Origin of the sequence: Nocardia sp. NPDC060259 (assembly GCF_042728775.1) — a bacterium.
Lineage (GTDB): Bacteria > Actinomycetota > Actinomycetes > Mycobacteriales > Mycobacteriaceae > Nocardia.
This window is the reverse complement of sequence record NZ_JBHXAY010000064.1, coordinates 1-14,367: the sequence shown is the minus strand read 5'-3', so window position 1 is coordinate 14,367 and position 14,367 is coordinate 1. Positions and strand designations below refer to the sequence as shown.

At 64.5% G+C, this 14,367-nt stretch carries 18 protein-coding genes; 14 read left to right on the top strand and 4 right to left on the bottom strand.

Annotated elements, in window-relative coordinates:
• The first annotated feature begins 1 nt into the window (after position 1).
• The 11 genes from ACFWF2_RS22095 (at position 2) to ACFWF2_RS22045 (ending at position 8,900) form a co-directional block, all read left to right on the top strand.
• Complete coding sequence (locus ACFWF2_RS22095; protein ID WP_379309322.1) at positions 2-1,057, top strand: hypothetical protein; 1,056 nt, start codon at positions 2-4, stop codon at positions 1,055-1,057.
• Positions 1,058-1,063: 6 nt separating this feature from the next.
• Positions 1,064-2,140 (top strand): hypothetical protein, encoded by a 1,077-nt coding sequence (locus ACFWF2_RS22090; protein ID WP_379309321.1) that lies wholly within the window; start codon positions 1,064-1,066, stop codon positions 2,138-2,140.
• Positions 2,137-3,177, top strand: coding sequence for a hypothetical protein (locus ACFWF2_RS22085; protein ID WP_379309320.1), 1,041 nt, complete (start codon positions 2,137-2,139; stop codon positions 3,175-3,177). The genes ACFWF2_RS22090 and ACFWF2_RS22085 overlap by 4 nt, the downstream gene beginning before the upstream one ends.
• A gap of 40 nt (positions 3,178-3,217) precedes the next feature.
• A complete protein-coding gene (locus ACFWF2_RS22080) occupies positions 3,218-4,501 on the top strand; it encodes a hypothetical protein (RefSeq protein WP_379309319.1) in 1,284 nt (427 codons plus the stop codon).
• Positions 4,501-4,749, top strand: coding sequence for a hypothetical protein (locus tag ACFWF2_RS22075; protein ID WP_379309318.1), 249 nt, complete (start codon positions 4,501-4,503; stop codon positions 4,747-4,749). The genes ACFWF2_RS22080 and ACFWF2_RS22075 overlap by 1 nt, the downstream gene beginning before the upstream one ends.
• 3 nt (positions 4,750-4,752) lie before the next feature.
• Entirely contained in the window at positions 4,753-5,187 is a 435-nt protein-coding gene (locus tag ACFWF2_RS22070) for a hypothetical protein (RefSeq protein WP_379309317.1), read from the top strand.
• 180 nt (positions 5,188-5,367) lie between these two features.
• Positions 5,368-5,937, top strand: a complete 570-nt coding sequence (locus ACFWF2_RS22065; RefSeq protein ID WP_379309316.1) for a hypothetical protein — start codon at positions 5,368-5,370, stop codon at positions 5,935-5,937.
• A gap of 340 nt (positions 5,938-6,277) precedes the next feature.
• On the top strand, positions 6,278-6,793 hold the full coding sequence (locus ACFWF2_RS22060; RefSeq protein ID WP_379309315.1) for a DUF6301 family protein: 516 nt from the start codon (positions 6,278-6,280) through the stop codon (positions 6,791-6,793).
• Between the two features lie 688 nt (positions 6,794-7,481).
• Positions 7,482-8,039, top strand: a complete 558-nt coding sequence (locus ACFWF2_RS22055; RefSeq protein WP_379309314.1) for a hypothetical protein — start codon at positions 7,482-7,484, stop codon at positions 8,037-8,039.
• 64 nt (positions 8,040-8,103) lie between these two features.
• The gene (locus ACFWF2_RS22050; protein ID WP_379309313.1) at positions 8,104-8,538 is read left to right on the top strand and encodes a helix-turn-helix domain-containing protein; all 435 of its coding nucleotides are present in this window, start codon (positions 8,104-8,106) and stop codon (positions 8,536-8,538) included.
• The gene (locus ACFWF2_RS22045) at positions 8,535-8,900 is read left to right on the top strand and encodes a DUF86 domain-containing protein (protein WP_379309312.1); all 366 of its coding nucleotides are present in this window, start codon (positions 8,535-8,537) and stop codon (positions 8,898-8,900) included. The genes ACFWF2_RS22050 and ACFWF2_RS22045 overlap by 4 nt, the downstream gene beginning before the upstream one ends.
• On the opposite strand, the gene ACFWF2_RS22040 is transcribed toward ACFWF2_RS22045, so the two are convergent.
• Entirely contained in the window at positions 8,897-9,478 is a 582-nt protein-coding gene (locus ACFWF2_RS22040; RefSeq protein WP_379309311.1) for a cysteine hydrolase family protein, read from the bottom strand. The genes ACFWF2_RS22045 and ACFWF2_RS22040 overlap by 4 nt on opposite strands.
• 77 nt (positions 9,479-9,555) lie before the next feature.
• Here ACFWF2_RS22040 and ACFWF2_RS22035 point away from each other — a divergent pair, with 77 nt between their 5' ends.
• From ACFWF2_RS22035 to ACFWF2_RS22025, 3 genes are all read left to right on the top strand, one after another.
• A complete protein-coding gene (locus ACFWF2_RS22035) occupies positions 9,556-10,542 on the top strand; it encodes a GlxA family transcriptional regulator (protein WP_379309310.1) in 987 nt (328 codons plus the stop codon).
• Between the two features lie 295 nt (positions 10,543-10,837).
• Entirely contained in the window at positions 10,838-11,179 is a 342-nt protein-coding gene (locus ACFWF2_RS22030) for a hypothetical protein (protein WP_379309309.1), read from the top strand.
• Positions 11,180-11,697: 518 nt separating this feature from the next.
• On the top strand, positions 11,698-11,967 hold the full coding sequence (locus ACFWF2_RS22025) for a hypothetical protein (protein ID WP_189034419.1): 270 nt from the start codon (positions 11,698-11,700) through the stop codon (positions 11,965-11,967).
• 81 nt (positions 11,968-12,048) lie between these two features.
• Here the strand turns inward: ACFWF2_RS22025 and ACFWF2_RS22020 are convergent, their stop codons facing one another.
• The 3 genes from ACFWF2_RS22020 to ACFWF2_RS22010 form a co-directional block, all read right to left on the bottom strand.
• Positions 12,049-12,762 (bottom strand): helix-turn-helix domain-containing protein, encoded by a 714-nt coding sequence (locus ACFWF2_RS22020; protein ID WP_379309308.1) that lies wholly within the window; start codon positions 12,760-12,762, stop codon positions 12,049-12,051.
• A gap of 75 nt (positions 12,763-12,837) precedes the next feature.
• Positions 12,838-13,920: a HigA family addiction module antitoxin gene (locus ACFWF2_RS22015; protein WP_379309307.1), complete on the bottom strand. Its 1,083-nt coding sequence runs from the start codon at positions 13,918-13,920 to the stop codon at positions 12,838-12,840.
• Positions 13,921-13,945: 25 nt separating this feature from the next.
• Positions 13,946-14,245, bottom strand: coding sequence for a type II toxin-antitoxin system RelE/ParE family toxin (locus tag ACFWF2_RS22010; protein WP_379309306.1), 300 nt, complete (start codon positions 14,243-14,245; stop codon positions 13,946-13,948).
• Positions 14,246-14,367 lie beyond the last annotated feature (122 nt).

Sequence of the window (14,367 nt, the reverse complement as noted above, 5' to 3'; positions counted from 1 at the left end):
AATGGGAGACATCAGCTTTCCCGCACGGCTGCGGGTCCATCGTCAGCCGGATATCGACGGGTTGCCGCTGGTGACCGCGGAGGTCGAGCTGGCACCCGAGGTGGCGGAGTTGCCGCTGCCCGGTGGTCCTGCCGGTGTCGCGGGAGGCCGTGGGCGGCCGCGGACTTCGTTCCGAAAGATGGGCGTGCTGGCAGACAGTGCCGCGCGACCGTCGGGACTCGGTCCCGAGGACCGGGGCAAGTGGTGGCACCGGCTCGACGACAACGGCATGGATGTGTGGACCGGCGCCGGTTGGGTGCACTCGGTCGACGCCGTCGGGCCGGCGGGCCCTGCAGGGGCAGCCAACAGCATCACAGTCCTGGACACCGTCCATGAAGCGACACTGACCGAACCGGCGCTGGAATTCCTCGGCAGTGGTCCCGATCAGCAGCTGCGGGCGACGGTGCCCGCAGGTCCGCGCGGCCCGGTCGGGCCGCCTGGAGATTCCGGCACGATCACCGAAGCCGACGACTACGAGGAAGCGACCGGCCCCAGTCACGGCGGTGTGTTCGCCTACGACCGCGCCACCCGGCGATTCCGATCGACGCCCGCGCCTTTGGGTTCCGGCCCGTGGGGCTGGTATCAGGAAGACTTCCCCGCGGAGCAGATCGCCGCAGCCAGCCGCGTCGACGGCGGCACCTTCACGATTCCGGCTCAGCCGTTTCGGTGGCGACCGCAGGTGTACGGACACATCTACGCGCACTCGAACACGACGAGTCAAGCTGCCGAGGTGACGGTGCGGCTGGGAAGTTCGCAGGGGCCGATCGTGGCAACCGGCACCGCTTTCGGCGTCGGGTCACCCGGTGCCTGGATGTACGTGCCGGTCTTCCCGTGCCTGCGGGACGGAACCACCACCCGGGTGCTGTCGCCCACGTCCGATTTCGCGACCGTTCCCGTCGGCCAGCCGACCACCCTCGTCGTGTCGGTTGAGCGAATCGGCACCGGTCCCAGCTCCGACAAGGTCGGGTTCATGCCGACACGGGCATCGATCATCGCTTTTGCCGAGCCCACGGAATGAGATGAAATGACTTCGGTAGGAAACTATTTCGACGCCACCGCGGTTCGGGGTCTGGACGAAGGAGTCGGTACCCCCGGACTCGTACAGGCACTCCAGGGAACGCCGCGTGACGGCGGCCTCGAACTGACGACCGGCGCCGTCGGACCCCAGGGCCCGGCGGGCGAAGCCGCGCGACTGTTCCGCTGGGAAGGCGACATCGCCGATCAGGCCGCGTTGACCGCCCTCACCGCGAAGCTGAGCAGCGCCCATGCAGGCAAAGCCTGGCGGGTGCTTTCGACCGGTGGGCTCGCGTACTGGAACGGGACGGGGCTGGACACCTTTCCAGACGCCTTCGGAGCGCCGGGCCCCGATGGTGAGTCGTGCTCGGTGTCGATCGGCAGTGTGACCACCGGGCCGCCGGACTCCGATCTGCAGGTGACGGTCACCGGTGCAGCGCCTGATCTCGTGCTGGACATCGTTGTGCCGCGGGGTATTACGGGCAGCAAGGGCACAGAAGGCGGCCCCGGCCCGATCCGCCAGGCCACGGACTACGCCGACGGTGCCCACCCCGACCGGGCTGTGCCCGTCTGGAACGCGACTACGAGTAAGTGGTCGGGACAACCCTATCCAGGGCTGCGTGGGCCGTGGACGATCGTCGAGGATCGCGCGTGGGACGGCGGTCCCGGCTTTGCGCCCTCGCAGTCGGGGGTTTCGGCCGCGTCGATGGTCGTGGCGCAACTCCAGGTTCCCGCCCAAGACACCGACTGGCGCCCGATGATCACCGGTGGCGTCGTTCTCCGACCGCTGGAGAACTCCGACCAGTTCACCACGCGGATCGACGCCGAGGTCCGGATCGGCTCGGGGTCGGGTCAGATCGTCGCGTTGGGGAGTGGCTACGTGACGGGTGTGCGGACACGAGTTCGGTTCCAGCCGTATCTGGCGACCCGGAACGTGACCCCGGCGAGCGCGGTGGGCGTCATCCCGGCAGGTCAGGCGGCGACGCTCGTTGTGGTCGTGCGTCGCGGCGCGGGCTCGGCGAATTACGACTACCAGATGGCCGACGCGCAGATCGTGTGCACGGCCCGGCCCGTGGGGGTGCTGTGAACAGCGAAGACGTGACGACCGTGTACGACAAGGACGTCATGATCACCATGCGCGGTGTGGCCGACTCCGTCGGCTTGCCCTACACCGTGAACCCGGTCGAAGTCGTCGACCGTGAAGTGTTGATCGAACTGCGCGAAGGACCCGCGGGCGGGCCAGGGCCGGAGGGCGCTGCGGCGTGGCCGTGGGCTTGGCAGGGGGACATTGCCGATGTCGCCGCGCTGACAGCGCTCGGTCTCACCACCGCTGATGCCCGCAAGGCCTGGCGTGTGGTTTCCGAGAACGCGATCTTCTACTGGACCGGTACCGAGTTCATCGCCTTCGCCGATGCGTTCCGGCAGCCGGGACGACGCGGAGCGGTGAATGCGCTCACCGGTATCGGGTTGGCAGGCGCGACCGGGTCCGCCGCAACGGCCCGCATCCTGGGTTCAGCGCCGAACCAGCAGCTCGAGATCACCTTTCCCCGTGGCGCCCAGGGGGAGCAGGGCGATCCCGGTAGCGCTGGGAGAATCGCCGACGCCTCCGACGTTCTGGTCACCGAAGACCAGCCGCTCGGCCAGGGCTACGTCCTTGGCTTCGACAGCGCGGCCGGGAAATTCCGGCCTATCCCCGCACCCCGTCTGCGCGGTCCGTGGACGATCGGCAACAACCAGTTCCTCACCGCACAGAATCTGAAGGAAGACAGCAAGGTTCTGGCGGCCATCACGATCCCGGCCCAACCGAACGCTTGGCGGCCGTGGATCGAGGGCGCTGTGGGTATCGCGTCCGATACACCGACCCGGTGCGATGTCACGGTGCGCATCGGTGCGCCGGACGGCGACATGGTTGCCACGGGTTGGGGTCACTGGGTATCGCGATTCGCGCACGTACTGATCTCGCCTGGTTTCGAGTATCCGGTCATGCCCGGTGCCCAGTTCGGAATCGTGCCGGCCAATCAGACCGTCACCCTCTACGTCGTCGCGTCTCGGGCGGAAGGTGGCGGGACGTACACGGTCAACGGCAATTACTCCCACTTGCAGGTTCGTGCGCTGCCGGCTTGATCCGGCCCACCCCCGCAATACTCCCGAAAGGTATTGAGCCATGGCTGATCTGCCTCCGCTCGACTACGGCAAGGTCGTCGGGCGATTCCTCGCCAACGTGATCGACGGCCCCGACCTGGGCGACCTGCCCGAGTTCCCGCCACTGAGCGGCACCATCACCTTCACCGCGGACGCACCGAAGGTGCTCGTTCGCGACGCGCAGCCCGCGCCAGCCACGTACGTGCAGCTCCCGAAGCACTATGAATGTCAGCTCGACGAGTTCGGTTACCTGACGTGGCGTGGTAAGCGTGGCGTGCGGCTGGTCGCGCCGAGCGCGGCGACGAACCCGTCCGAGTGGACCTGGCGCGTCTCGTTCGACCTGTCCTACGACGGCGAACGAATCCCTATGGACTCCTTCAGCTTCCATGTTCCGAAGTTTTCGGCAGGTCCGGACCCGGAGACCCCTGACAACGGCTCGACCGGCCTGGTCGACCTGACTCTGGCCGCCCCAGTGCCCGCGACGTCCGGCAACGCCGTTGTTGTCGGGCCGGCGGGTCACGGCATCCAGATCGACGGTCAGGTCGACACCTACCCGCAGCTCCCGTCGTCTCCGCCGGATGGCAGTCAGTACATCGTCAAAAGCGATGGGCTGCTGTACATCTATCGCACCGGTTCCGGCTGGACGCCGAACGGTCAGGGTGTTGTCGTGCGGGGTCCCGCGGGTACAACGCTGTGGAGTGGAATCTCCGGGAAACCGACGACCTTCCTTCCGGTGATCGGTGACACCGCAACCACCGCCGTCGCCGGCGACGACCCGCGATTGACCAATGCGCGTACGCCCACGTCGCACACCCACCCGATCGGCCAGGTGACGGGCACCAGTGCAGCTGTCAGCACCCTGCTCGCCGCCGCAGACGAGGCCGCAGCACGCACCGCCATCCAGGCCGTGTCCGACAACGACTCCCGACTGTCGAACGCCCGCACCCCCACCGCGGCGGGCCAGGCGTACGACATCTCATTCAAGTCACATATCGGTGTGCGTGCCGTCGGCGCGGGCAACACGATCCCGGAAGGGCTGCGGATCGAACGAGCACTGTCCGTGTCCAAGGTGACCTACCGCGGCGAGACCGCAGGCACCGGAAACCTGGTCGTCGAATTGCGGAAGAACGGCGTCGCGGTCGCAGGTACCTCGGCAACCATCGCCGCAGCGAACCACGCGCTGGACACCAGCGTGAACGGCTCGTGGAACTTTGCCGCCGGTGACCGGGTGACGGTCCATGTGACCACGGCCGACAATCCCGCCGGACGGGGCTTGCAGGCGAGTCTGGCGGGGGTGACCGTGTGATGCCGACAGTATTCCTCGGCGGGCCGATCGTGTTCTGGACACCGCTCGAATCCAGCCCGGAGCCGGAGAGTCCCGACGGGACGCCGTACTGGCAGAGTCCGGAGTCCGGCTATCCCGGCGCGATCGAACAACCCACTGATCCCGAGCCAGACCCCGGCACCGAAACACCGACCGAACCCGATCCCGCCACTGAACCTCCTTCGGACGAGCCGGATCCTGCGGAACCTGGCTCGACGGGTGGTGAGTAATCGATGCCGCACGTTTTTGCGGGCCTCGGTGCCAAGCTGCCGTCGGGTATGACCAAGGACGGCACCAGCACGATGGGTGATACCACTGACTGGACCGTGGTTCCGGGGTGGATCGCGGACACCGCCAACTATCCCGGGTCAGCGGTGTCCAGCAACGGTCTGCAGACCCAGTCGAGTGATGGTGGAGCCCAATTGGTGTGTGCGGTGGTCTTTGCCGGTGGCGCGATGTCGGGCAGTTATCAGGCCAGGTTGCGAGTCGGCAGTGTGGTTGTGGCCACCGGTGCGGCGGTGTCCGGAACCAGCGGCACGTTGACAGTGAGCGCAACTGTGCCGGTGAACGCCGGTGACGTGGTGACGGTTGAAACGCAGACCAGCGTTCAGGCTGCCTGGCGGGCATCAGTTTCCGGTGGCGCGGGGACCTACGTCCGAGTGAGCTGACCGGTCAGCACGCTATCCGAACATCATCCGAATATTCAGCGAGGGAGCTCAGGCCCGGATGGGTTGGGCTCCCTCGCTGTTCGAGTTCACCCGGCGCTTGCCGAGCTGCCCGCGAGCAGCCGACCGCGCCTCAGACATCGCCGACCTTCACTGATCGGCGACCAAACAGAAAGTTCGCACATGCAGAAGACACTGACCGTCGTCGCGTCCACTGGTGGCGCCGAGTTCTATATGCCCGGCTTCGTCAAGATCGACGCGATGCGGCAGACCGGACGGTGGGGCCACGCCTCCGAATACGATGTTGTGATCGACGACCAGGCGCTCGACGAGGTATCGGTAGTCTCGATCGGCAACACTGCCGATACGCCGGCAGATCAGTTCCCCGGCAACATTCCGCTCGGCAAAGCTCTCCTCGGTGACAGCCCTATGTACATGTACTACACCGCCAATCCGGCTCCGTCGTGGAACGTCGAGAAGACCGTGGTGATCAGCGGGCGAACCTGGGGAATCGAGGCATACATCAAGGGCTTCGTGGCCATCGACGCCATCCAGCCACGAGGTGACTGGGACCGCCTGGATGTCGTTGTGCGCTACCGGCCCAACGACTCGGCGCTGCACAAGATCACGGTGTCCACGACGGCGCCGGACCGGGAGCTGCCCGCGAACGCCATCGACCTCGGCGTGGTCTGGCAGAACGATATGGCCCGTTACGCGCGCTACACCGACGAGATCGTCACTCCGACCCCGTAGCCGATGCCGATGCCGATGAGCATCCAAGCATCGGCCTCGTAGAAGTCGGCGAGGGGGCGGGTGGCGCAGCCGTTGGCTTGATTTCGAGTCCTATTGCCAACATCTACGTCTCCGGCCGAATTACGCGAGGTACTCCCATGGCCGTCAGCTTCTACCCGGCTGTGAATGAATGGATATCGAACGATCGATCAATCACTGCCAGTGAACGTGTCGCTGACCAATTCTGGCGAGGCGGCGATCGCTAGACGCGAGTACTTGAGTTCTTTGACGTATGATGTCTGATCAAGGCGCGCCAATGTAGGTGCAGTCTTCCGCTGCAAACGTTGGGAACTATTCGATCATGCGATTCGACCTTGATGGCGCAATGAGGGCTCTTGGGGTAGTGAGAGAATTTGATTGGTCGTGGACTGAAGGCGATTTGATCAGGTTCGCTTCCGCGGCCGGCTGGGCTGTGGCCGAGATCGGCGCGGAACCGCTGCGATTGTCGACAGATCTCGACGTTGAATTCCGCGATGTGCATTCAAATATTGGTCCTATCGGTGGCAAGGCCGGCCGGGAGTCGCTTAATCGGATCATATTCGAGGTGGCGGGCGTTGACACGGTCGATTCGACATCGGCAGCGGAGCTTGTTAGCGCTTTCAATGCTATCGCTGAAGGTGTATTTCAAACCTTCGGGGAACAAGCAAACCGATGGTGGATCGAGCCTACTCGTGGTTTGCGATGGGACCGTCCGAATCTTGTGGTGACGGTCTTCATCAGCAAGGTGGCAGTCTCCATAAAGCTCGTCAACCCGGACTATCAGAGATTTCTCGATAAGATCGACGACTCGCTATCGGGCAGCAACAGCGAGGTCTAAGGGAGTGCGGCTCTCATTTTCGTGATCGATTGTGCTGCATGATGTCTGGTCGTGTTGGAGGTGCTGTCGCAGCGGGCGGCACATGACGAGGTGCGAGTTTGGTGGAGCGGTTGTTGCCGGAATTCGATCCGCCCCAGCAGGTTGGTGTGGCGACGGTCGATCAGCGGCACGCTCACCCTGATCCGGCGTGGGGTCCTGCCCGACCCGGTGTCCAGTCCGGGTGAGCCGCCGCACGATTGGCCGAGTGAATCCGGCATGACCGGTGCTACTACGTTCTTCGCGGACAACGGCGTGTTCTTCTGGATGTACCGGGATCTCTTCGGCACCGGCGGAAACTACCCGGCGAACTAGGCTCGGCTCGTAGCTGACCCGAGGTCCTGGCTTGAAACGGCCCACACCCCAAATGGGGTGTGGGCTGTTTTTGTCGTAGTGGGCCCCTTGGTTGTCGAATAGTGTTATGCGGCGACGCTATTCGATGCCATCTGGATCGTTGGTCGATGCTACGATCGCCGGTTGCCCGCGTCTATGCGGGCTCGAGCGAGATTTAGGGGTAGGCGTGTCGACGCCAGGAGAGATTCGGTCGGTGCAGGCCGACTTCAGTACGGCCAATGGGATCTATTGCTGTGTGTGCGGTGCTACGCCCGCGGTGCGCACGTCGATTCGGGCGCATCGTGGATTCTTTGTGTTCATGCAGTTCATCACCCAGCCGGGACCGTTCTGCCGGGATTGTGGGACGGCGACGTATCGGCGGTTGACTGTCGAGAGTGCGTTGCTCGGGTGGTATGGGCTGATCTCGGTGGTGGCGAATCCGGTGATCATGTTGCAGAACATCGGGGCGGCCAAGCGTTTGCGGCGGTTGCCTGCTCCGATTCCTGGTGGTCCGCGGGTGCCTCTCGATCCGGGCAAGCCACTGTGGCGGCGGGCCGGCATGCTCGGGCTACTCATTCCGGTGATACTCGGGCCGTTGCTGGTGGTCGCCGGTATGAGGGCCGAGGAGCGGTCGGCGAGCAGTGCTGAAGTCGGGGATTGTGTGGTGAACCTCCACGGCAACCGGACCGAGGACGACAATCCGAATGTCGAGAAGATCTCCTGCTCGGACCCGCGCGCGACCGGCAAGGTCATAGCCAAGGCCAGGGGAAGCAAAGGGCACTCGGATTACGAGAACGACTACCTGTGCGCCAGCTATTGGGCAACCGAGTTCATCTACACCACAGACGAGTTCACCCTCTGCCTGGTTACGCCGTGACGAGGGCATGCGGCCCTGGCCGAGCGATATATCATCCGATATCATCGAGTCATGGAAACCGTGCGTGACCTGCGCCGCGCCGATGGCTGGCCTGACCCAGGCTGAGCTGGCGCAGCGGTCCGGTGTCGCTCAGTCCAACATCGCCGCCTATGAGAGTGGGACACGGCGGCCTTCGCCGACGATGTTGAGTCGGCTGCGGGACGCGGCCAAGCCGCGCCCCTCCCGCGTGATCGCCGAGCACCGCGATCAGATCATCGCGCTCGCCTTGCGGCACAAGGCAAACCGTGTGCGTGTCTTCGGTTCGGTGTCGCGGGGTGAGGATGTCTCGGGGAGCGACATCGATCTGCTGGTGCGATTCGATGCCGACGCGGATCTGCTCGATATGGCCGAGCTGATGCTCGACCTGGAGGAGCTCACCGGCCTCCATGTCGATCTGGTGTCCGAAGGTGGTCTTCCCGCGGGGCCACACCCGATCCGGGACGAGGCCAAGCCGCTGTGAGCGGCCGGGACACCGGCGAACGCACAGCCAGGAGCCTGCGAGACTTCCTCGCCTTCAGCGAGATGGCGGCCAGAATCGTCAGCGGCGGCAAGTCCGCTTACGACTCCGACGAGATCACCAGGCTGGCGGCCGAGGCGGTGCTGCACCGATTGGGCGAATCGGTGGCCCGGCTGCCCGAGGAATTCATCGTCGCGCATCCCGAGGTTTCGTGGCGCGGGGTCAAGGCGACGAGGAATCTGGTCGCGCACAATAATGACGCCGTCGACCACAACATCCTCTGGAACCTCCTCGTGAACCGGCTGCCCAGCGAAGCCGCAGTCGTCCGCGAGATTCTTGCCCAACTTGAATCTGCCGAAGGCTAGGCGCTCAGGTCAGTAGGCGTCGGGACAACTACCGCGTAGAGGTCGGCGAGGGTGGCGAGGGCGCTGGCGTGGAGTTGGTCGGCGGGGACTTTGCCGAGGGGGCGGGTGGCGCAGGCGTTGGCTACGACGGTGGGTTTGTTGCCGCGGAGGAAGGCGCCTTCGGTAGTGAAGGTGACGCACATGTGGGTCATGAAGCCGGCGATGATGACGGTGTCGTTGCCTGCGGCGTCGACCAGGTCGCCGAGGTCGGTGCCTACGAAGGCGTTGGGGACTGTTTTGACGACTACTTTTTCGTCGGGGGTGGGGGCGAGTTTGGGGTGGATTCGGCCGATTTCGGCGGTGATGTCGTAGGGGGTGTCTTTGCCGCCGTCGTTGATGACGTGGATGACTGTGGTGCCGGAATCTCTTGCCTTGCTGAGCAATTCGGCGGCGGCGTCGAGGGCGGGGGACCAGCCGGTGAGTTCCATGACGCCCTGGGTGTAGGTGTTCTGGTAGTCGATCAGGATCAGGGTGGAGTCGGCGAGGGTGGCGGGGGTTTCGTCGAAGCCGTTGAGCTGGCGGAGGGTCGTCGAAGTCATGATCTTCACGGTATGGATCGGCGGGAATGTCGGCAATGTCATGTAACCTGCAGATTCGGACATGGCGAGGAGGTCTGATGGCGGCGGGTCGGCTTGTCGTGATCGTGTTGTTCGATCGGGTCGATCTGCTCGATGTCACCGGGCCTCCCGAGGTCTTCTCGTTGTTGCAGCGGGAGATGGACGGGCCGACGGGGTATCAGGTGGTGCTGGCTGCCGAGAGCATGGAGCCGGTCACCACTTCGGCGGGTGTTCGGGTGCTGCCGGATGTGACGTTCGCGGAGGTTTCGGGGCGGCGGATCGACACGGTGGTTGTTCCGGGGGCGGTGGAGACGGACAGTAGTCGCCGGGTGCGGGCGGTGGTCGATCCCGAGGTTGTCGATGCGGTGGCGGTGCTGGCGAAGGGGGCTCGGCGGGTGGCATCGGTGTGCGTCGGTGCGCATATTCTGGCCGCTGCCGGGCTGCTCGACGGGCGGCGGGCCACCACGCACTGGTCGACCGCGCAGCAGCTCGCGGCCGAGCATCCGGCGGTCGAGGTGGATGCCGATCCGATCTACATCCGGGACGAGAACATCTGGACCGGAGCGGGTCTCACGGCGTGTCTCGATCTCACGCTGGCGCTCGTCGCGGATGATTTCGGGGACGAGATCGCGCTGCGGGTGGCGCGGCAGTTGGTGATGTATCTGAAAAGGCCGAGCGGCCAAAGCCAATTCAGTGTTTCGCTCGAGCCGGTCTCGACTACGCGGCGCATCGACGACCTCCGCCACTACATCGCCGGAAATCTCGCGCGTCAGCTCACGGTGACGGATCTGGCTGAGCACGCGCATGTCGGCGAACGTCAACTCACGCGGATCTTTCGCACCGAGCTCGGTATGACGCCTGCCGCCTACATCGAATCGGCGCGGGTGGAAGTGGCCCGGCATCGGCTGGAAACGACGGACGAAACACTCCAACGTGTCGCTGCCGCTTGTGGTTTCAATACTGTCGACACATTGACGCGGGCGTTCCGGCGACGGCTGGATACGACTCCGACGGAGTATCGCACCAGGTTTCGAATCGGCGGATGACATCGGCGCCTTGTGGCTCGAGCGATAGGCACAGAAGTGCTGTGAACTGTATCGACGGTTCGGGCAGGCAGGTTCGGAAATCGGCGAACGGTCAGGGTGGTCGGGCTCGTGAGTCGTTGCCGGGTGGTTGACATGTCGTATAGACGCTGGTCGGGCGAGGACGGCTGAGCGTCGGCTCGGTTCCGGCTGTCTTGCCCCCATTTCATCGGTCTCCCGGGGGCCGTCAGGCCGCTGTTAGACATCTCGTATGGGCGGAACATACTCCGCCGAAAATCTGAAAGATGAGGGGTTCACAATGAGCAAGATTCGTGTCTTCGGGGCGGCTGTGGCAGCGGCGGCGAGCATCGCGATGCTGGGCGCGGGAGTCGCGGCCGCCGCGGACGAGCCGACCAGCGGCTCTGCCGATGCGCTCCTGTCCGGGCTGACCACGGGCACGGCGGAGACCGAGCCGGTCGCCGAGGAGCCGGCGGGCTCGCTCGAGGGTCTGGATCTGGCCGCGCTGCTCGAGCTGCTGTCCAGTGGCTCGGGTGAGGCCGAGCCGGTCGCGGACGAGCCCGCGAGTTCCGCCGAGGGTCTGGATCTGGCCGCGCTGCTGGAACTGCTGAGCAGTGGCTCAGGTGAGGCTCCGGCCGAGTAGTTCGGATACGCCGAGTTTTCCTGCCGTTCACTTCAGGCGCGGATTCGGTAATTCTCTCGTGATATAAATTCGGCGATACGTCTGAAGGAGAGAATGTGAACAACGCCATCATCGCCGACGCCGGTTCCGCAACCGAACTGCTGGACATCGTCAACTTCCTGAGTCTGATGTCCTCGGCCTCGGGCAGCCTTCTGCTGGCCTGAGTCGGTGTCCACCGGCGCCCGTCGATTACTCGGCGGGCGCCGTGCTGTGTGCAGGGGGAAATCTGCCCGATAGCGCTCGGGATGGATTCCGGCGATAGTTTTCCGCACGGCGATTGTTATGCGCGAAATTTCCAGGTGTGACGCAGGTCTACTTCTGGCGGAGTATTCGCTGGTCGGCGAAAGTGAGCGAAGGTAATTAGACGCCTCACGTTTCACTTGTGTTCATAGACACGTATGTACCCGAACATCTGGTCTGCTAAACATATTCGCGCCAGCCGATTTCCGGTTCGGTGACAGAACTTCAGGAGATTATCAATGCGCAAGATGCGTACCCTCGGCATTGTCGCCATCGCGGCGGGCATCATCTTCGGTGGCACGGGTGTCGCCTCGGCCGACGAGACCGTTTCGGGCTCGGCCAACCTGGTTACCGGCCTGAGCAACCTGCTGAGCTCCGGCTCCGGTGAGACCAAGCCGCTGCCGACCGCCGTTGCCGACGACGAGGTCGTTTCGGGCTCCGCGAACCTGGTTACCGGCCTGAGCAACCTGCTGAGCTCCGGCTCGGGCGAGACCAAGCCGCTGCCGTAATCAGCCACACGCGTGCGAAGCCGCCGCGGTGAGTGCCTCCTGGCATCTCTCCGCGGCGGTTTCTTCGTTTCGGCGGTAGCTCTACCGCGCGGGGATCAGGCGGTAGAGCCACCAGGGGCGGGTGGGAAAGGCCGGATCGTAGATGCGCAGGAGCATGCGGCGTTCGATGCCGGTGCTGCGCTCGCGCACGCGCAGGTGCCTGCGGGCGATGTCCTGGGGGCGGACGTCGCTGGTCCACACGGGATCCCAGTCGGGGGATTGACCGCAGGATTCGGTGATCGCGGTGACACGCTGGGTCGGCGCGAGCGGCGCGAGCATGCGGAAGGCGTGGACCAGGAGCTGAGCTTCGGTAGTCCAGTCGATGAAGACCTTCTTCGCCGCCGGGTCGAGGAACATCCACTCGAGCATGTTGACGCCGGCGCCGAGGCCGGGGAACAGGCGCTGGTAGTCGGCGTTCGCGGCGAGCAGGTCCATGGTGGGGAACCGCTGTAGGCAGGCCGGATGGTTGAGGCTGGCCAGATCGGTCAGGTCCTCCGCGGACGGTGTGGCAGGCGCGGTGCCGGAATCGAGAGCGGGCAAGGCGAGTACCAGAATGTGCTTGCGATACCAGTGCGGCACATCAAGCGAGTCGAAAAGCCGCTGCAACATAGCGGGATTCGGCACCAGCGCGCCCGACTCGATCTGACTGATCAGCAGCGGCGCCATCTGCGCCCGCACCGCGAGCTCGGTGCGCGCCAGACCCGCCGCCATCCGTCGCTCGCGCAAATACACACTGAGCGCAGTATTTTCACCCATCACAACCCCCGAGCCTCACCCCGACCGACGGCAATTCCCAGGGTACGCCGGGTTCGGGACCTGGCCTTCGAAACGTCACACCCAGGCGCTCAGATAGCTCCTGACGTTGGGGGTCAGGTCTCGTAGGTGCGACCAAGGCAGTCTGCCCTGGTACTGAAGCCTGCCGACGATGAGCCCCGGGTGTACACCCATGGATGCCGCGCGGGCGGTGACCGCGCGTTTGGAAATCGGTGTGGAGAACTCGAGTCTGCCGGGCAGTGCCCATTCCATGGCGAGCTTGTCTGCTGCGTGTTCGGTTTCGTTCTGAGTGGCGGTGCACACGTCCGAGTCCAAGGCGATGCCACTGGCCAGATGTCCCAAGTGCACGTGGGCAAGTTCGTGCAGCAGTGTGAACACGACACTGTCGATGCGCTGAATGCGGCCGGATAGTGCGACTACTGGCGCCCCCGACTTGTCCAGATAGGCGCCGCCGTCGATCTTTCCCGACTTGAAAGGCGCTACGTAGACCAATCGAATTCCATACTGTCGGAACAGGTCAGGCAAGCTGGCGAGTGCGGAAGGTACGCGAGCGCGCCGGACGACTTCGCCCGCGAGTTTCCGAGTATCTCCCAGCGAAGCTACCTCCGACGGATTCAGCCGGACGGTGCGCCGAACGCACGAGATCCAAGCCAACTGCGCCGGTGAAATCGGCCTGCCCTCGTCGGATCGTCGTGCCGCGAACTCGATGACCGGCATCGACAACGGGTCGTCTATGCCCAGAAATTCGCAGACCGCGGCTTCCTCCTCATCGATTCCCGCGCCGGTGGGGACGATCCCTCGTTGCCGAAGTTCGGGCATCGGCACGAGTTGTGCGAGACGGGCACGCCTCGAAACCACGGCTGTTCGCTCCGACCCTGCGGTGCGAGACAGCGTCCACAAGCGGTAGATGTTCTGCAGCCGTAGCCACGTGGCAGCTTCCGTATCGGTCGCTGCCGCGATTTCCATCGCAGTCTCCGCAGTGATCTCCTTGTGCCCGTTGAGGATCTCGGAAACAGCCTGCGTCGGCCTACCCAGAATCTGGGCGAACTCGGCGACGGTCCAGCCGCGTGCCTCGATCTCGTCCCGGAGGTACTCGCCAGCCGGAAACGCCTGCGCAGGCAGCCCGGCATCTTCATTCATTTCTCAGGCCTCCCCTCACGGCAGATCAGTGGTAGTCGCACAGTTCGAGGATCACTACTGCGCGTCCCTCGTCATCGGTCTTGAACTGTAGGATCAGGCGCCATTTTCGGGTCAGTCTGATCGAGTAGTGCCCCTGCCGATCGCCTTTCAGCTTCTCCAGATTCAGTGAGCGGAAGTTTCGAAGTTCGATCTCGCTCGAGGCTGCCTGGAGTAGCTGAACCTTCTTCCGGTAGGCGATGACAGCCTCCGGGTCCAGCCCGTTGATCCGGAACTTGTCCACTTCCCAGAGGGAGCGAAGCTCGGCTTTCGCGAACTCGAGTCGCACTCCGTTCCCCCTTCATCACCCTACAGGTGATGGCGAGTCTACAGAGGCTGTTCGCCAAGACGAAACCGAATCTTGACCTGCGCAGATACAGCGAAGGGCTCGGAGTCCGAAGACTCCGAGCC